This is a genomic window from Klebsiella sp. HMSC09D12 (genome assembly GCF_001808475.1).
In the GTDB taxonomy this organism is placed as follows: domain Bacteria; phylum Pseudomonadota; class Gammaproteobacteria; order Enterobacterales; family Enterobacteriaceae; genus Klebsiella; species Klebsiella oxytoca.
Window position 1 is genome coordinate 126,441 of record NZ_KV793429.1, and the last position, 17,037, is coordinate 143,477.

The following is a 17,037-nucleotide window of genomic DNA, read 5'->3' on the forward strand; positions in this document are numbered from 1 at the left end:
CGACGTTTTCCACCACCACGATGGCGTCATCCACCAGCAGGCCTATCGCCAGTACCATCGCAAATAGCGTCAGGGTGTTGATCGAGTAGCCGAACAGCGCCAGCACGCCAAAGGTGCCCAGCAGTACGACCGGGACCGCCACCGCTGGGATCAGCGTGGCGCGGAAGTTTTGCAGGAACAGATACATCACGCAGACCACGAGGATTATCGCCTCGAATAGCGTCTGAATCACATCCTCCACCGAGATTTTGATGAACTCGGTGCTGTCTTTCGGGTAAGCGATATCGTAGCCCTGCGGCATCTGGCGCTGGAACTCGGCAATCTTGTTTTTTACCAGCGTCGCGGTATTCAGGGCGTTAGCGCCCGGCGCCATCATTACCGCGATCCCCGCAGCCGGATGGCCGTTAAGATTGGCGGAAGCGGTGTAATCTTCGCTGCCCATTTCAACGCGGGCGACGTCGCTCAGGCGCACCACCGAACCGTCGCTCTTGCTCTTGACGATAATCTCTTTGAACTGGGCGACGGTTTGCAGCCGCGACTGAGCGCGTACCGTGGCGGTCAGCTGCTGCGCGTTGGAGGCGGGTAGCGCGCCGATTTTACCGGCGGACACCTGTACGTTCTGCGCCTCTATAGCCGATTGCACATCGGATGGCATCAGCGAATAGGAGGCCAGTTTGGTCGGGTCCATCCAGATGCGCATGGCGTATTCGGCGCCGAACACCTGCAGACTGCCGACGCCTTCTATACGCGCCATCGGATCCTGCATGTTGCTGACCAGCCAGTCGGAGATATCGGAGCTGGTGGCTTTGTTGTTTTTGTCATACACCGCGAGGATCAGCAGGAAGCTGCTCTGCGATTTCTCCACCGTTACGCCAGACTGCTGAACTTCGCTCGGCAGACGGGATTCCGCCTGCTGCACTTTGTTCTGCACCTGAACCTGGGCGGTATCCGGATCGGTACCCTGCTCGAACGTGACGGTAATGCTGACCGAGCCGTCGGAGCTGCTGGTGGATGTAAAGTAGAGCAGGTTATCCAGTCCGGTGAGCTGCTGCTCAATCACCTGGGTGACGCTGTTTTCCAGGGTTTCCGCAGAGGCCCCGGTGTAGGTGGCGGAGATTTTTATCGCCGGCGGCGCGACGTCAGGATACTGGGCGACAGGCAAGGTGCGGATAGCCAGAATCCCGGCGAGCATAATCAGAATGGCGATAACCCAGGCGAAGACCGGGCGTCGCACAAAGAAGCGGGAAAACATCAGGCGTTGCCTCCGTCATTTTTGACTTCGGCGGCTTTGACCTGCTGGCCCGGCGCCACTTTGCCGGTCCCTTCGACAATCAGCCGGTCGCCGCTCTTCAGACCGTTAACGATCAGCCATTTGTCGCCGTAGGTTTCGCCGGTTTCCACGCTGCGCTGTTCAACCTTGTTATTAGCATCAACCACCAGCGCGGTGGCATCGCCTTTGGCATCGCGGGTAATGCCCTGCTGCGGGGCGAGGATCGCATCGTTCATAATGCCTTCGTCTATGCGGGCGCGAACGAACATACCGGGCAGTAGCACATGCTGCGGATTGGGGAAGACCGCGCGCAGCGTGACCGATCCGGTCGATTCATCTACCGCCACTTCGGTCAGCGCCAGGCGGCCTTTTTCGCTGTAGGTGCTGCCATCTTCAAGGGTCAGGGTCACGTTGAGCGTATCGCTGTTGCTCGCCAGGCTTTGCTTACGCAGGCGCAGCAGATCGACGCTGGATCGGGTGAGATCGACGTACATCGTATCCAGGCCGCGGATCGTCGCCAGCGCGGTGTCCTGATCGGCGGATACCAGCGCCCCCGGCGTGACGGATGAGATCCCGATGCGCCCGGCAATCGGCGCGGTCACGGTGGTCCAGTTCAGGTTGATACGCGCGCTTTCCAGCGCCGCTTTTTTCGACTCGACGCTGGCTTTATCCTGATTACAGGTCGCTATTGCGTCATCGGCGTCCTGACGGGAGACGCCGTTATCTTTGACCAGCACCGCATAGCGCTGGGCTTTTTGACAGTCGGCGGTCACCAGCGCCTGGGCCTGTTTCAGCGATGCGGCGGCTTCGTTAAACGTTGCTCGATAGCTTGACGGGTCGATTTGGTACAGCGCCTGTCCGGCTTTGACCATATCGCCTTCGGTAAACAGGCGTTTTTGCACGATCCCGCCCACCTGCGGGCGAACTTCAGCGCTAAGCGAGGCGGTGGTGCGTCCGGTCAGGCTGCTTACCACCGGGACAGGTTGCCCCTGCAGAGTGACGACGCCGACTTCCGGCGTCATCTGCTGCGGGGAGGAGGTTTGCGCATTATCGCACCCGCTAAGGAGAAATAATGCTGCTGCGATGGGGGCTATAGTGTATTTCATTATATTTTCTCAGGATGAACGACGTCCGCCCCGCAAATTCACTGGCGGGGTGATGGGCCGGGCGATGATGCATCTCCGGGCAAGCACAAATAACAAAGTGGGAAATAAATATTCCTGTTTGCAGTAAATAACTCGGTGAATACCGCTATTGATTGCGCGGTTTTTCCGAGATTTTCCTGTGCGGCGAATACGGCATCAGACGGCGGTTACAGGCTCTGAACCGAGTAGTCATGCCTGCTACAGGCTATTTATCACGGGTTTCTCCATGGTTTAAGATGATGAGAATGATCGTTCTCATTTTTTCCATTATACGTCTGAACCGAATGATGGGAAGATTTTTTACACAAAATTTAGTGCAGGGAATTTAGTCAGGAAATAATGGAGAAAAAAAGGATATTTTGTGAAAGTAGGGTGGTGAATGGTCTGTGAAAAATAAAAAATGGAGATAATCAATGGCATTAATAATAACAGAGAACATTAATCCTACCGATCAAGAAGAGCTGCTGGCGGGCCTGCGGGAATACAATTTGCGCTTTCTCGACCCGGCTCAGTTCGGCGAGCTGGGCGTTTATTCACGCGATGAAGCTGGCGCGATGCGCGGCGGGTTGATTGCCAAACGCAAAGGCAGCTGGCTGTGCATTGAGTATTTGTGGGTCAGCGAAGCTTCGCGCGGCAGCGGCCTGGGCAGCGAGCTGATGTATGAAGCGGAAGCTCAGGCGCGGTCGCGTGGCTGCAGCCATATGCTGGTGGATACATTCAGCTTTCAGGCGCTGCCGTTTTATCAGAAGCTGGGCTATCAGCTGCAGATGTCGCTGCCGGATTTTCCGCACGCGGGTATGCAGCGCCATTATTTATCGAAAGTCTTGTAAATCTGGCTTCAGGAGACCATCCCGGAGGCGGCGCTGTGCGCCTGTCCGGGCTACCCAATTGCAGGCGGCTGTGAATCGGGTTAAATCCCCCGGATGGCGGCTGCGCCTTATCCGCGCTACTCAACCGCAGACGGTTATAAACCTGTAGCCCGGCTAAGCGCAGCGCGAGCCGGGGGGAATTAGCCGCCGATGCCATTGCCTGTTAACGCCAGGGCATGGCTGACAATCATCTCCCGGTCTACCGATTTTAACCGCGGATCGGTGTGGGTGCGGGAGAACGGCACCAGCACCAGGCTTATCAGGGTGGTAAACAGCAGCTCCGGGGAGAGCGCCGGATTAAGCTTGCCCTCCCGCTGCCAGCGGCGCACCGTCTCCAGCATCTTATGATACTTCTCATCGCCAAAACGCGCGTGCATATGCTGGCGCAGCACCGGCATCTCGCCGATGATCTCCTGCATCCACAGCGGCGCGAACCACGCGTTTTTCTCCGCCATGGTCGCCAGGGTTTTAATGAGCAACGTAAAGGCGGTGACCGGATCGTCGCCGTGCGCGACAAAAATCTGTCCGATCTCGCTGCGTAGCGGCATAAAGCGCTCCTCAACCAGCTTTTCCACCAGCGCTTCGCGCGAGCTGAAGTAGTAGTGCAGCATCGCGGGCGTCACCCCCGCCTCTTTAGCAATGGCGTTCAGCGAAATGCGGGCGATCCCGTGGCGCGCAAACAGCGCCAGGGCAATATCCATCAGCTGTTCGCGGTTGGCGGAGCCGGATTTTTGCCCGCGCGGACGACCGGGACGACGCGGTGCTTCGTTGTCTTTTTGTGCTGACATCTTGTGGCGATCCCTTGACCAGATTCATCATTTCCCTAAATATTAATTATGCATTTAATTAATTTCAAGCGAGTGATGTTATGACATCTGAAGTCGCCACCCAACCGGCGGTACCCTCGATCCGCCTGCTCTTCAGCGCCCTGCTGCTGGTGATGCTGCTCTCGGCGCTGGATCAGACCATCGTCTCCACCGCGCTGCCGACCATCGTCGGTGAACTTGGCGGGCTGGATAAGCTTTCCTGGGTGGTCACTGCCTATATCCTGAGTTCGACCATCGCGGTGCCGCTGTATGGCAAATTTGGCGATCTGTTCGGGCGCAAAATCGTCCTGCAGGTGGCGATTGTACTGTTTCTTGCCGGTTCCGTTCTTTGCGGGCTGGCGCAAAATATGACCCAACTGGTGCTGATGCGCGGCCTGCAGGGGCTGGGCGGCGGCGGCCTGATGGTGATCAGTATGGCGGCGGTGGCTGACGTTATCCCTCCCGCCAGACGCGGCCGCTATCAGGGACTGTTTGGCGGCGTCTTTGGCCTGGCGACGGTCATCGGGCCGTTAATTGGCGGCTTCCTGGTGCAGCACGCCTCCTGGCGGTGGATTTTTTATATCAACCTGCCGCTGGGGCTGTTTGCGCTGCTGGTGATCGGTGCGGTTTTTCACAGCAGCAACAAACGCAGCCAGCATCAGATCGACTGGCTGGGAGCGATCTATCTCAGCATGGCGCTGCTGTGCATCATCCTGTTTACCTCCGAGGGCGGCAGCGTCCGCGCGTGGAGCGACCCGCAGCTGTGGTGCATCCTGGCGTTTGGTCTGGTCGGGATCGTTGGCTTTATTCATGAAGAGCGGCTGGCCAGCGAGCCGATTATTCCGCTCTCCTTGTTCCGCAACCGCAGCTTTTTGCTGTGCAGCCTGATTGGCTTTGTTATCGGCATGGCGCTGTTTGGTTCGGTGACCTTTCTGCCGCTCTATTTACAGGTGGTCAAAGAGGCGACGCCGACCGAGGCGGGCCTGCAGTTAATTCCGCTGATGGGTGGCCTGCTGCTGACGTCAATCATCAGCGGGCGCATTATCAGCCGCACCGGCAAGTATCGCCTTTTTCCGATTATCGGTACTCTGCTGGGGGTCATCGGCATGGTGCTGCTGACGCGCATCACTATTCACTCCGCGATGTGGCAGTTGTACCTGTTTACCGGGGTGCTGGGGGCGGGCCTGGGGCTGGTGATGCAGGTGCTGGTGCTGGCGGTGCAGAACGCGATGCCCGCGCAGATGTACGGCGTGGCGACCTCCGGGGTCACGCTGTTTCGATCGATTGGCGGTTCCATCGGCGTGGCGCTGTTTGGAGCGGTGTTTACGCATGTGCTGCAAAGCAATCTCCAGCGCCTGCTGCCGGAAGGCGCGCAGCTGCCGAGGGCGCTGAACCCGGCGGCGGTGCAGAATCTTCCGGCGGAGATTCGCCTCGATTACCTGGATGCCTTCGGGTCCGCTATTCATGCGGCGTTTCTGATGGCCGCCGGCATTATGGCGGTAGCGTTCGCGCTCTCCTGGTTCCTGAAAGAAGCGCCGTTAAAAACCACTGCAGGCTAGACGGCGGCGGCAATACGTAACAGCGCCTGGCGCAGTGCCGGTGTGGCAAAATCGATAAATTTACGCAGCTTGAGCGGAGCCAGATCCCGGGAGGTGTACAGCAGGTGCACCGGCACAGGTTCCGGCTCCATCGCTTGCAGGATCATCCGTAATTCGCCGCGGGCCAGGCCATCGATCGCCTGGTAATGCAGCAGTCGGGCCACGCCGACTCCCTGGCGGGCAGCCTCGGCGGCGCTCTCCGGCGTGGTCAGTGACAGCACCGGCTGCAGCACCACCAGCCGGTCCTCCGCCTCTTCGGCGTGAAAGCGCCAGCCGCGGTAAGGCATCGGTGATTCAATACCAATGATCGGTAGCGCGGCCAGCTCGCGCGGGCGTTGTGGTATGCCGTATTTTTCCAACAATGCCGGGTGGGCGCAGGTCACGATGCGCATCTCGCCCAGCCGGGTGGCCACCATCCCGCTGTCCGGTAGCGGGCCGATACGTACCGCTAAGTCAATATGGTCGCCCACCAGGTCGGCATTGCGGTCGCTGAGCAGCAAACGGACGCGAATCTGCGGGTAACGAGCGAGAAAACGGGCGACTATCGGTAAAACATGCAGGCGCCCAAACATGGTTGGGGCTGAGAGAACCAGTTCGCCTTTTGGCTCCTGATATTCACCCGTCGCCTGGCGCTCGGCGCGCTCTACCTCTTCCAGAATGCGCCGCGCGGCGGCGACATAATCGACGCCGGCATCGGTCAGCGTCAGCTTGCGCGTAGTGCGGATCATCAGGCGTACGCCGAGGGTATTTTCCAGTTCGCCAATCTGGCGACTGACGGTAGTCAGGGACATATTCAGCGCCCGCGCAGCCGCCGACATACTGCCGAGTTCGGTCACTTTTACCAGCAGCGCCATCGCGCTAAGTCGGTCCATAATTATCCCGTTTTACGGAAAGATGATTGTCATATTCCCACTATTATCTTTTCTGCCAGCACAGTCCATGATGAGTTACGCCGCAACGCATCGGGAGGATCTATGCCAGCAGAATTTCTTGATATCGCCATGACGCCGGACGTAATGGATGTCCAGCATGAAATGGGCAGCGATGAGCTGTGGCAGGCGCCGCATCGCCAGCGCCGGGGTGAGCGCTTCGGCGCCAGCGAGGAGGCGATGATTGTCACCCGCGACAGCTTCTATCTGGCCACCCTTTCGCAAACCGGCTGGCCCTATGTTCAACATCGCGGCGGTCCGGTGGGCTTTGTGCATCTGCTGGATGAAACCACCCTGGCGATGGCGGATTTTTCCGGTAATCGCCAGTACATCACCACCGGCAACCTGCGCGGCAGCAATCGAGCCTGTCTGTTTTTGATGGATTACCCGCGGCGTGCCAGGCTGAAAATCTACGCCACCGTAGAGGTTGTGGCGGTGGATGCCGACCCGCAGCTGCTGGCGCGGGTGGCCCCGGAGAACTATCGGGCCCGGATTGAGCGCATTTATCGTTTCCGCTTACAGGCTTTTGACTGGAACTGCCCGCAGCATATTACCCCGCGCTACACCGCCCGACAGGTGGCGGAGTATAGCCAGACGCTGCAACAGCGTATTGACGAGCTGGAGCAGGAAAATCAGCGTCTGCAGCAGCGTATTCATACAGGAGATTCATGATGACCGAACAACGTCCGCCTCTGCCGCCGTTCACCCGCGAGAGCGCCGCGCAAAAAGTCCGAGCCGCTGAAGATGGCTGGAACAGCCGCGATGCCGCTAAGGTCGCGCTGGCCTATACCGTCGATAGCGAATGGCGTAACCGCAGCGAATTTGTTCACGGCAGAACGCAGATTATCGACTTCCTGCAGCGCAAATGGCGTAAAGAGCAGGAGTACCGGCTGATTAAGGAGCTGTGGGCGTGGAACGATAATCGTATTGCGGTACGCTTTGCCTATGAGTGGCACGACGACAGCGGCAACTGGTTTCGTTCATACGGCAACGAAAACTGGGAGTTTGATCGGCACGGCCTGATGCAGACGCGCTACGCCTGCATCAACGATCTGCCGATAACCGAAAGCGAGCGTCTGTTTCACTGGCCCCAGGGCCGTCGTCCGGACGATCACCCGGGGCTGAGTGAGCTGGGGCTGTAAGGCGCTATTCTGCGGAACGAGCCTCACCGTTAAAGAGATCCCCGGAGGCGGCGCTGCGCACCTGTCCGGGCTACTCGATCGCAGCCGGCGGTGAATCCGTAGCCCGGGCAGGCGCATCACGCCGCCCCCGGGAGAAAGGGGAAGATGATTTTATTTCCGGTTGCGGTTTTTGCGTTTAAAACCTCCCCACAAAGTCGTTATAGTTTCAGACGAAAAAAAATAACGATCTTCTATGGACTGACGGGGTGATAACAATGAAATTGCGTTTACGGACAGCCGCCGCCGTGGTGCTGGCGGGCCTGCTGCTGGCGGGCTGCGACCAGAAGGGCAGCGATGCGAAACACATTAAAGTCGGCGTGATTAACGGCGCGGAACAGGATGTGGCGGAAGTGGCGAAGAAAGTGGCCAAAGAGAAATATGGCCTCGACGTTGAGCTGGTGGGTTTTAGCGGCTCGCTGCTGCCCAATGAGTCCACCAACGCTGGCGATCTGGACGCCAACGTCTTCCAGCATCGCCCGTTCCTCGAACAGGATAATAAAGCCCACAACTATCACCTGGTAGCGGTAGGCAACACCTTCGTCTTCCCGATGGCGGGCTACTCGCGCAAAATTAAATCCGTCACCGAGCTGAAAGACGGCGCGACGATTGCCATACCGAACGACCCGACCAACCTGGGGCGCGCGCTGCTTCTGCTCCAGCAGGAAAAGCTGATTACCCTCAAAGCGGGCACCGGCCTGCTGCCGACGGCGGTCGATATCACCGACAACCCGCATAACCTGAAAATTATGGAGCTGGAAGGGGCGCAACTGCCGCGCGTTATCGACGACCCGAAGGTCGACGTAGCGATCATCAGCACCACCTACCTGCAGCAAACGGGCCTTTCCCCGGTGCGCGACGGTATCTTTATTGAAGATAAAAACTCGCCCTATGTGAACATCATCGTGACCCGCGAAGACAACAAAGACGCGGAAAACGTCAAAGCGTTTATCCACTCCTACCAGTCGCCGGAAGTGGCGAAAGCGGCAGAGACAATCTTTAACGGCGGCGCGGTGCCCGGCTGGTAATCACTCACACAAGGAGACGTGGCGATGACCCGGCAACGCCAGGCTGATTTGCTGCTCATAGCCGCGACGGTTATCGCCGCCTGCGGATGGATTTTTTCCCGGGAAGCGATTGCCGGTATGCCGGTTTTCGCTTTCCTCGGTCTGCGCTTTTTCTTCGCCGCGCTGCTGCTGCTGCCTTTCTGCCGCGGCTTTCGCGTCGGCAGGGAGCACTGGCCGCGCATCATAATCAGCGGTCTGTGGTTTGCCTTAAACCTGTGCCTGTGGATCTACTCGGTATCGACGACCCCGTCGCTGGGCGAAGGGGCGTTTATCATGAGCCTGTCGATGCTGTTCGTGCCGCTTACCGCCTGGGTGATGATGAAGGCGAGGCCGGCGCGGGCCTACTGGGAGTGCCTGCCGATAGCGGTTGTCGGTCTCGGCTTGCTCAGCCTGCATATGCCGATTGCGTTTCACCCCAGCCAGGGTTGGTTTCTGCTGACCGCGCTGGTGCAGTCGATCTGGTTTTGCTACACCAGCAAAAGCGCCCGCGAGGTGCCGCTAATCCCGCTGACCACCGTGCAGCTCGGCATTACCGGGATTGTTGGACTGGGGGTCTCCGCCGCCGTTGAAAGCTGGGATCAGCCGTTTACGCTGCCGACCTTCGGCTGGCTGCTCGCCAGTATCGTTATCGCCACCAGCCTGCGCTTCGGCCTGCAAATGAAGGGGCAGAAGTACGCGGCGGTCGCCAGCGCGGCGATTATTATGGTGCTAGAGCCGCTGCTGACGGTGATTGCCGCGGCGCTGTGGTACGGCGAACAGCTACCGCTGCAGAAAATTATCGGCGGCCTGCTGATCCTCGTCGCTCAGCTATGGTTCCGCTGGCGAATGCTGAAGCCGCTACGCTAAACCGGTACGCCGCTGCGCCATCAGATGCAGCAGCGGCACCAGCGATAGCCCGTCCGGCATATCGCCGCGGGCGATCATCTGGCCTATCTCTTCGAGGGTAAACCAGCCCGTTTCCATCACTTCGTCCTGATCTTCATCCATTCCCACCCAGGCCAAATCGCGGGCCAGCCAGGTAATAAACAGCTGATCGCTGCTGCCGTAGGAGGGGTTATAGCGGATAATTTCTTCAGCGTGCTGCGCCTGCCAGCCGGTCTCTTCTCGCAGCTCCCGCAGGGCCGCCTCGCGCGGGTCTTCGCCTTCATCGACGCCGCCGGAAGGAATTGCCCATACCACCCGATCGATCAGGTAACGGTAGTGGCGAATCAGCAGCACTTTGTCATCCTGCATCGCCACAATCCCTACCGCCGGGTGCGGGTAGTGAATAGAGTAAAAATCCCGCCGATCGCCGGGCGCCATATCAATCCCAACCTTGCGCATACTGAACCACGGACAATGCGCCAGAACTTCGGCATCATGCAGGTCGTCGGAGGTGAGTTTCTTCTTCATCGTCGCCACTGTTTCTGAAAAATGAGCCTTCAGCACACCATAGCCGGGCGGCGATGGCAACCGTCGCAGATTGGCCCGATTTCATCGTTCATTGCCCAAACGCCCATATTGCGCCAGGCTTGTGGGACGTACGATGTTCAGCAGATGACCGCGAAGAGGAATGAACATCATGAAAATCACCCATGTGCGTAATGCCACCCAGCTTATTGATTATGCGGGTAAAAAGTTTCTCATTGACCCGATGCTTTCTGCCAAAGACGCCTGGGCGGGCTTTGCCGGTACCGCGCGCAGCGAGTTGCGTAACCCGCTGGTGGACCTGCCTTTTTCCATCGAAGCGATCGTTGACGTGGATGCCGTGATTGTTACCCACACCCATCAGGATCACTGGGACGAAGCGGCGATCGCCGCGATCCCCAAAACCCTGCCGGTTTACGTCCAGCATGAGGCCGACGGACAGCTACTGCGCGGGCAGGGCTTTCGCGATATTCGTCTGCTCTCTGAGGACAGCGCGTTTGCTGACGTTGCGCTGGTAAAAACCACCTCGGGCCAGCACGGCAGCGACCGCACCTATGCGGTGCCGGCAATGGCCGAGCGCCTGGGCGAAGCCTGCGGCGTGGTGCTGCGCCATCCGCAGGAGAAAACCCTGTGGCTGGTGGGGGACTCTATCTGGCGCGATGAAGTGGAAGCCGACATGCTCAGGCTGCGCCCTGAGGTGGTGGTGCTGAATGCCGGGTATGCGCACGTCATCGGTTTTGGGCCGATCATCATGGGCAAAGAGGATGTGCTGAAGGCGCACTTCACCCTACCGGAAGCCAAAATCGTCGCCAGCCATATGGAAGCGGTGAACCACTGTCTGCTGAGCCGCGATGAGCTGCGCCAGTACGTGGCTGACAATCAGATTGCCGGGGCGGTCAGCATCCCGCAGGATGGGGAAAGTATGATCTTTTAGAAGCGGAGCGGGCGATGAAACTGACGGAAGTGGCGATTGTGGCGGTGGACGGGTTTAGTCCGTTTCACTACTCGGTGCCCTGTATGCTGTTTGGCGATACGGTCTCGGAAACCAAACGCTTTAACCTGCATATTTGCGCCGAACACCCCGGGCTGCTGAACGCTCGCGACGGCTTTGCGCTGAACGCCAGCGGCGATTTTTCCACTCTGGAGCAGGCGGATATTGTGGTGGTGCCTTACTGGGGGGCGGTGAATCAGCGCCCACCGCAGCCGCTGCTTGACGGCCTGGTTAGCGCGCGTAACAACGGCGCGCAGATCGTCGGCCTGTGTCTCGGGGCGTTTGTGCTCGGCTACGCCGGGCTGCTGGATGGCAGGCGCGCGGCAACCCACTGGGAGTTCGAGCAGGATTTTCAGCGCCTGTTTCCGCAGGTGCGGCTGGATATCAACGCGCTGTACGTTGACGATGAGGGGATCATCACCTCGGCGGGCACCGCGGCGGCGCTCGACTGCTGCCTGTATCTCATTCGCCAGCGCTTCGGCAGCCTTGCCGCCAATCAGATCGCCCGGCGGATGATCGTCCCGCCGCACCGGGAGGGAGGACAGGCGCAGTTTATCGCTCAGCCGGTACCGAAAAACACCCGCGACGCGCGGATAAACGGCCTGCTTGAGTATCTTCAGCAGCATATCCGCGAATCGCATAATCTCGATTCGCTGGCGCAGGTGGCGGCGATGAGCCGCCGTACCCTGACCCGCCATTTCGCCAAAGCGACCGGTATGGGCATTGCCGACTGGCTGGCCGCCGAGCGCCTGCGGCGCAGCCAGATCCTGCTGGAGGCCGGGGATTTACCCGTCGGGCAGGTGGCGGAGGAAGTGGGCTATCGCTCCGCCGTAACCTGGCGTCAGCAGTTTAAAGCGCGCTTTGGCGTCAGCCCGGTGGAGTGGCGGCGCACCTTTCGTCGCGGGGCTTAGCCGCCGAGCGTGGCGCTGTCGATGACGAAACGGTATTTCACGTCGCCTTTAATCATCCGCTCCCAGGCCTCGTTAATCTGGTCGCCGCGAATCAGCTCAATATCGGCGACGATGCCGTGCTCGGCGCAGAAATCGAGCATCTCCTGAGTTTCCGGGATGCCGCCGATCATCGATCCGGCAATTGACCGGCGGCGGAAGATCAGATTAAACACTTCCGGCGAGGGATGCGGCGTGGCGGGCGCGCCCACCAGCGTCATGGTGCCGTCGCGTTTGAGCAGCGTGGTGAAGGCATCGAGGTTATGCGGCGCCGCCACGGTGTTAAGTATAAAGTCGAAGCTTTTCAGATGGGCGGCCATTTCGTTTTCGTTGCGCGAGACCACCACTTCGTCCGCGCCCAGCTCTCGCGCCGCGTCACGCTTGGATTCCGAGGTAGTAAAGGCCACCACGTGGGCCCCCATGGCGTGGGCCAGCTTGATGCCCATATGCCCCAGCCCGCCGATGCCCACGATGCCGACTTTTTTGCCCGGCCCAACGTTCCAGTGGCGAAGCGGCGAGTAGGTCGTGATACCCGCGCACAGCAGCGGCGCGACGGCGGCCAGCTGTTCTTTGGGATGGGATATGCGCAGCACGTAGCGCTGATGAACAACGATCTGCTGGGAGTAACCACCGAGCGTGTGGCCGGGCGCATCCTGCGTTGGGCCGTTATAGGTGAGCACCATATGATCGCAGTAGTTTTCCAGCCCGTCCCGGCACTCCTCGCACTCTTTACAGCTATCGACCATACAGCCGACGCCCACCAAATCGCCAACGGCGTGACCGGAGACGCGGCTGCCCACGGCGGTCACCCGGCCGACGATTTCATGACCCGGCACGCAGGGATAGAGCGTCCCTGCCCACTCGGAGCGCGCCTGGTGCACATCCGAGTGGCAGACGCCGCAATAATCAATGGCGATCTGCACATCGTCCGGCCCCGGCTCGCGGCGGGTGATGGCCATAGACCCCAACGGCTGGCTGGCCGAATTCGTTCCAATAGCGTTGATCTGCATAGCAAAACCTCTTCTACATAATGGCGTTGAATAAAACGGAGGGGGGAGAGCGTTTTTTGAGCGGCAGGATCAAGCGTAGCCTGGTTGAGGCGCGATGGGTGGGGGAGAGCTCAAAGGGTTAAAGATAGGCTCACCCCCGCAAATGGAGTGCAGAAAATATCAGGGCGCGACGGGCATCAGATAATCCAGCCGCAGCGGCCCGGCAAGCAGGTTATCCATCTGCGCAATAAAAGCCTGGAAGTGCGGCAGGGCGATATGCGCGTCCAGTGCCTCCTGATTGCGCCAGGATTCGCGCATATAGAACGTATCCGGCGCATCGCGCAGCTGAAACAGGGCGTAATCAAGATTGCACGGCTCCTGACGCGTGGGCAACAGGAGCGCCCGCAGGGCCTGGCGCAGCGCGTCGTTGTGGCACGGTTTCGCCGTCAGCACCGCGATAAATGAAATCGCCTCGCCGCTCATCTTAAAAACCCTCCAGCACGATTTTGCCCACCGAGCGCCCGGTTTCCAGCTGCGCGTGCGCTTTTTGCAGATTGGCGGCGGTGATGGCACCGTAGTGCTCGCCGAGGGTGGTCTTAATGGTGTTGTCGTCAATCAGCGCCGCCACGCGGGTCAGCAGCTGATGCTGGGCGATCATGTCCGGCGTTTCGAACATCGAGCGGGTAAACATAAATTCCCAGTGCAGGGAGATGCTTTTCGCCTTCAGCGGCACCACGTCGAGGGTTTGCGGATCGTCGATTAGCGCCAGCTTGCCCTGCGGTGCGAGAGCGGCGATCAGCTGCGGATAGTGCTGGTCGGTATTGGTCAGGCTGGCGACGTGGGTTACCGCTTTGACGCCAATCCGCGCCAGCTCTTCAGCAAGCGGTTTGCTGTGATCGATAACATGATGCGCGCCCGCTTCCCGTACCCATTTCTGGCTTTCCGGACGCGAGGCGGTGCCGATAACCGTCATACCGGTGAGCTTGCTGGCGAGCTGGGTCAGTATCGAACCGACGCCGCCCGCCGCGCCGACGATCAGCAGCGTGTCGCCCGCGTTGCCGCCTTCCTCTACGCCAAGGCGGTGGAACAGCAGCTCCCATGCGGTGATGGCGGTGAGCGGCAGCGCGGCGGCGGCGGCGTTATCCAACGAACGCGGTTTGCGGGCGACGATGCGTTCGTCCACTAACTGAAACTCGCTGTTGCTGCCCGGACGGCCCAGCGCGCCGGCGTACCACACTTCATCGCCCGCGGCGAACAGGGTTACCGCGTTGCCGACGGCTTTAACTACGCCAACCGCGTCCCAGCCCAGCACGCGCGGGGTATCGGCGTTAAAGCCGGCGCGGACTTTGGTATCCACCGGGTTGACGGAAATGGCCTTCACTTCAACCAGCAGATCATGCCCCTCGGCAACCGGCTGCGGCAGCTCGATGTCGGTTAAAAAAGGAATGTTGCTGCCTTCGGTCGCTGCGCGAGTAATGGCGATCGCTTTCATACACTCTCCGGTTTTGAATGAGGTTCATCGTTTGAATGTATTGAGGATAGACCGCGGCACGTGGGGGAAAAATGGCCCGGCGGCGATAACAGTTATATTGAAAAAGTGAAAATCAGCGGACGCGATAAAAATCGAGCGTTACGCCGTCCTGGGAGCGCCCGCCGGAACAGATAAACAGCGAGGTGGTGAGCCAGCGCAGCGCCGGCGCGTCCACTTCGAAAGTCGGTACGGTGCGAAAATAGATCGCTTCCGGCGGAATATCGCTAAAAAAGCGCATATCGTCGCCAAAAAGACGTTCTTTATACTCTTCGGGTAGGCGTCGAATGCCATTGTTTTCAATATATACCGTGCCTCCTTCCACGTGTAAGGCATAGCGCGCGGAGAGGCGGCAGGTGCCGTCAGGCTCGATGATCTGGCTGTCGACGCCGCCGGGTAAGACGTGGCCGTTGAGCTCACCGCGTACGATTCCGCTGAGGATAGGGATCAGCTGACGTTTCCCGCTCTGCGGGCTGCGGGAAATGATGACCGGTTTGTCGACCTGAATGGTGATAGAGAAGCTGTGTTTGAGTTCGGGTGTCATCATTGGTCTCCTTTTTAAGCCACGTTATCCCGTTAGTGTAAGGATTTAAAGGTGAAGGGAATAACGCAAACATTGGATGGAAATGATTGGCTGGGGAGATGGGATCTGAAATCGGCAGGCTTATTTTCGTTTATTTCGAATATTGAGGGTTTCGAATATTTCGAATATACTCGCCTGTATGACTCACAGGAGACAATCATATGACTACACTGACTCATCTCAACCTTCCCGATCGCCAGGAGAGCGAACTTGCGCAGCGCGGACAGCGTGAGCTTGCGGCGTATCTTTCCACCAGGCTGGAAACACAGCGTATTGCCATTGTAGGAGAGGATGATAAAGCTCATACCATAGAGCTACCTACAAGTGCGCTGACATTGCTGATGGAGATATTGGGGGAGTTGGCTAGCGGAAATGCGGTACAAATCGTTCCCGTACATGCGGAACTCACAACCCAGGAGGCGGCAAATATACTCAATGTCTCTCGTCCGCATATGGTTAAGCTCCTGGAAGCGAGGAAGCTCCCATTTCATAAAACGGGGCGTCATCGCAGAGTGTTGTTTGCCGATCTTATGGAGTATAAGAAACGCAGGGAACAGGAGAGCCTGGACGCGATGCAATCATTGGCCGATCAGGCGCAGGACTTAGGGATGTATTAATGCGACATTCACCTTATCCGGTGATTTTAGATGCCTGTGTGTTATATCCGGCACGACTCAGAGATTTGCTGATGCACCTGGGGATTGCCGGGCTGTATCAACCAAAATGGAGCCGCTGCATTCAGGATGAATGGTGCAGAAACTTGATTGCTAATCGGCCTGACATTCTGCCAGAGACGCTTCAGCGTACTGTCAAAATGATGAATTCCGCCTTACCAGATGCCAATGTTACGGGATATAAGGGATTAATAAGTAATCTGCATCTGCCGGATCCCAACGACAGACATGTTCTTGCCGCAGCGATAAGAGCGAAAGCTGAAATTATTGTAACGCTTAACCATAAGGACTTTCCGCCAGAACTTCTGGGTCCATATGAAATAGAAACGCTTCACCCTGATGCGTTTATTTCCGATCTCTTCGATCTTAATCATGCTCTGACGCTTGAAGCCGTCAGGCGGCAGCGACTGTCTCTAAAACATCCATCTATGGCGGTCGATGAATTTCTTGAAATGCTGCTAAAGCAGGGTTTACCGATGACGGTAAAGGAATTAGCGCATTATCAGTATGCTATTTAAACGACTACAAGCTTGAGTTGTTCGAGATAACCAAACAACTCAGCCGTCTGGTGAGTCTTAAACCTGTTTTGCAGGGGGCATGTTTACATTTAAGTTATCTATGAGGGACGACGTTAAGTGTTCATTTGCCATATAACCTCCGGATTAACCTACTTTGGTTCGCATAGCATGTCAGAAGAGCATAAATTTCATTAGACGGGCGATTAACCCGGCGTCATTTGGGAGCGGCTATCCAGAAGGTGAACATGTCCGGCCGTCAGACGAGATGAAGCGTGTTGTTGACGCTTTTAAAGGAACAACTGGATGCCGTGGCGGCGGAAGAGGGGGTGAGTCTCGCGAGCTGGTTTAAAGAACTGGCGAGAAGCGTGCTAAAAGCGAAAGGCATTGAACCGAAAGGCTGATTTTCTGGATAAGTTCACATGGATAAAAATGATTGAACTGGCGGAAGATCACAGGAGTTGAACCTGCCCGGGACCGCTGGCGGCCCCAACTGGATTTGAAGTCCAGCCACCTCACCGGAGATGACGATCTTCCGCGC

20 protein-coding genes and 1 tRNA gene are annotated in these 17,037 nt (G+C 58.2%); 11 read left to right on the top strand and 10 right to left on the bottom strand.

All coding sequences use genetic code 11. The annotated features are described in order from the left end of the window. Together HMPREF3178_RS31605 and HMPREF3178_RS06760 are read right to left on the bottom strand one after the other, a co-directional pair. On the bottom strand, nt 1-1,252 hold a 1,252-nt coding region (locus HMPREF3178_RS31605), incomplete at its 3' end, for an efflux RND transporter permease subunit (RefSeq protein WP_049128752.1). Then, nucleotides 1,252-2,376: an efflux RND transporter periplasmic adaptor subunit gene (locus HMPREF3178_RS06760; RefSeq protein WP_004107028.1), complete on the bottom strand. Its 1,125-nt coding sequence runs from the start codon at nt 2,374-2,376 to the stop codon at nt 1,252-1,254. The genes HMPREF3178_RS31605 and HMPREF3178_RS06760, both read right to left, overlap by 1 nt. Nucleotides 2,377-2,828: 452 nt before the next feature. Between HMPREF3178_RS06760 and HMPREF3178_RS06765 the strand changes: the two genes are divergently transcribed. Continuing rightward, nucleotides 2,829-3,245, top strand: coding sequence for a GNAT family N-acetyltransferase (locus tag HMPREF3178_RS06765; RefSeq protein ID WP_004116547.1), 417 nt, complete (start codon nt 2,829-2,831; stop codon nt 3,243-3,245). A gap of 179 nt (nt 3,246-3,424) precedes the next feature. Here the strand turns inward: HMPREF3178_RS06765 and HMPREF3178_RS06770 are convergent, their stop codons facing one another. Further along, nucleotides 3,425-4,072, bottom strand: coding sequence for a TetR/AcrR family transcriptional regulator (locus HMPREF3178_RS06770; RefSeq protein WP_004116543.1), 648 nt, complete (start codon nt 4,070-4,072; stop codon nt 3,425-3,427). Nucleotides 4,073-4,152: 80 nt separating this feature from the next. On the opposite strand from HMPREF3178_RS06770, the gene HMPREF3178_RS06775 reads away from it, so the two are divergent. Then, a complete protein-coding gene (locus HMPREF3178_RS06775; protein WP_004107020.1) occupies nt 4,153-5,649 on the top strand; it encodes an MDR family MFS transporter in 1,497 nt (498 codons plus the stop codon). Here the strand turns inward: HMPREF3178_RS06775 and HMPREF3178_RS06780 are convergent. After that, the gene (locus HMPREF3178_RS06780) at nt 5,646-6,560 is read right to left on the bottom strand and encodes a LysR family transcriptional regulator (RefSeq protein ID WP_017145212.1); all 915 of its coding nucleotides are present in this window, start codon (nt 6,558-6,560) and stop codon (nt 5,646-5,648) included. The genes HMPREF3178_RS06775 and HMPREF3178_RS06780 overlap by 4 nt on opposite strands. A gap of 102 nt (nt 6,561-6,662) precedes the next feature. Between HMPREF3178_RS06780 and HMPREF3178_RS06785 the strand changes: the two genes are divergently transcribed. From HMPREF3178_RS06785 to HMPREF3178_RS06800, 4 genes are all read left to right on the top strand, one after another. Further along, complete coding sequence (locus HMPREF3178_RS06785; protein WP_017145213.1) at nt 6,663-7,289, top strand: pyridoxamine 5'-phosphate oxidase family protein; 627 nt, start codon at nt 6,663-6,665, stop codon at nt 7,287-7,289. Next, nucleotides 7,289-7,759 carry a nuclear transport factor 2 family protein gene (locus tag HMPREF3178_RS06790; protein WP_004107014.1) on the top strand — a complete coding sequence of 157 codons (471 nt, stop codon included), beginning with the start codon at nt 7,289-7,291 and terminating at the stop codon, nt 7,757-7,759. Before HMPREF3178_RS06785 ends, HMPREF3178_RS06790 begins: the two co-directional genes overlap by 1 nt. A gap of 254 nt (nt 7,760-8,013) precedes the next feature. Further along, nucleotides 8,014-8,823: a lipoprotein NlpA gene (gene nlpA, locus HMPREF3178_RS06795; RefSeq protein ID WP_017145214.1), complete on the top strand. Its 810-nt coding sequence runs from the start codon at nt 8,014-8,016 to the stop codon at nt 8,821-8,823. A gap of 24 nt (nt 8,824-8,847) precedes the next feature. Next, nucleotides 8,848-9,708, top strand: a complete 861-nt coding sequence (locus HMPREF3178_RS06800; protein ID WP_004116528.1) for a DMT family transporter — start codon at nt 8,848-8,850, stop codon at nt 9,706-9,708. Here the strand turns inward: HMPREF3178_RS06800 and HMPREF3178_RS06805 are convergent. Next, entirely contained in the window at nt 9,700-10,254 is a 555-nt protein-coding gene (locus tag HMPREF3178_RS06805) for an NUDIX hydrolase (protein ID WP_004116525.1), read from the bottom strand. The two genes, HMPREF3178_RS06800 and HMPREF3178_RS06805, sit on opposite strands and share 9 nt — an antisense overlap. Before the next feature lie 169 nt (nt 10,255-10,423). Between HMPREF3178_RS06805 and HMPREF3178_RS06810 the strand changes: the two genes are divergently transcribed. Then, nucleotides 10,424-11,203, top strand: a complete 780-nt coding sequence (locus HMPREF3178_RS06810; protein ID WP_017145215.1) for an MBL fold metallo-hydrolase — start codon at nt 10,424-10,426, stop codon at nt 11,201-11,203. A 14-nt stretch (nt 11,204-11,217) separates the two neighbouring features. Continuing rightward, on the top strand, nt 11,218-12,171 hold the full coding sequence (locus HMPREF3178_RS06815) for a GlxA family transcriptional regulator (RefSeq protein ID WP_017145216.1): 954 nt from the start codon (nt 11,218-11,220) through the stop codon (nt 12,169-12,171). Here HMPREF3178_RS06815 and HMPREF3178_RS06820 read toward each other — a convergent pair. The 4 genes from HMPREF3178_RS06820 to HMPREF3178_RS06835 all read right to left on the bottom strand — a co-directional run bounded on the left by HMPREF3178_RS06820 (nt 12,168) and on the right by HMPREF3178_RS06835 (nt 15,268). Next, nucleotides 12,168-13,217 carry an NAD(P)-dependent alcohol dehydrogenase gene (locus tag HMPREF3178_RS06820; protein WP_004107002.1) on the bottom strand — a complete coding sequence of 350 codons (1,050 nt, stop codon included), beginning with the start codon at nt 13,215-13,217 and terminating at the stop codon, nt 12,168-12,170. The genes HMPREF3178_RS06815 and HMPREF3178_RS06820 overlap by 4 nt on opposite strands. A 159-nt stretch (nt 13,218-13,376) precedes the next feature. Beyond that, nucleotides 13,377-13,679: a putative quinol monooxygenase gene (locus HMPREF3178_RS06825; protein WP_017145217.1), complete on the bottom strand. Its 303-nt coding sequence runs from the start codon at nt 13,677-13,679 to the stop codon at nt 13,377-13,379. 1 nt (nt 13,680) lies between these two features. After that, nucleotides 13,681-14,688 (bottom strand): zinc-binding alcohol dehydrogenase family protein, encoded by a 1,008-nt coding sequence (locus HMPREF3178_RS06830; RefSeq protein ID WP_017145218.1) that lies wholly within the window; start codon nt 14,686-14,688, stop codon nt 13,681-13,683. Nucleotides 14,689-14,800: 112 nt separating this feature from the next. Next, nucleotides 14,801-15,268, bottom strand: a complete 468-nt coding sequence (locus tag HMPREF3178_RS06835; protein WP_017145219.1) for a DUF3237 domain-containing protein — start codon at nt 15,266-15,268, stop codon at nt 14,801-14,803. 200 nt (nt 15,269-15,468) lie between these two features. Between HMPREF3178_RS06835 and HMPREF3178_RS06840 the strand changes: the two genes are divergently transcribed. The 3 genes from HMPREF3178_RS06840 to HMPREF3178_RS32015 all read left to right on the top strand — a co-directional run bounded on the left by HMPREF3178_RS06840 (nt 15,469) and on the right by HMPREF3178_RS32015 (nt 16,900). After that, nucleotides 15,469-15,924 (top strand): helix-turn-helix domain-containing protein, encoded by a 456-nt coding sequence (locus tag HMPREF3178_RS06840; protein ID WP_004106993.1) that lies wholly within the window; start codon nt 15,469-15,471, stop codon nt 15,922-15,924. Beyond that, entirely contained in the window at nt 15,924-16,499 is a 576-nt protein-coding gene (locus tag HMPREF3178_RS06845) for a PIN domain-containing protein (RefSeq protein WP_017145221.1), read from the top strand. Before HMPREF3178_RS06840 ends, HMPREF3178_RS06845 begins: the two co-directional genes overlap by 1 nt. 278 nt (nt 16,500-16,777) lie before the next feature. Then, on the top strand, nt 16,778-16,900 hold the full coding sequence (locus tag HMPREF3178_RS32015) for a hypothetical protein (RefSeq protein ID WP_017145222.1): 123 nt from the start codon (nt 16,778-16,780) through the stop codon (nt 16,898-16,900). 38 nt (nt 16,901-16,938) lie between these two features. Here the strand turns inward: HMPREF3178_RS32015 and HMPREF3178_RS06850 are convergent. Continuing rightward, nucleotides 16,939-17,033: transfer RNA gene (locus tag HMPREF3178_RS06850), tRNA-Sec, on the bottom strand. Nucleotides 17,034-17,037: the final 4 nt, after the last annotated feature.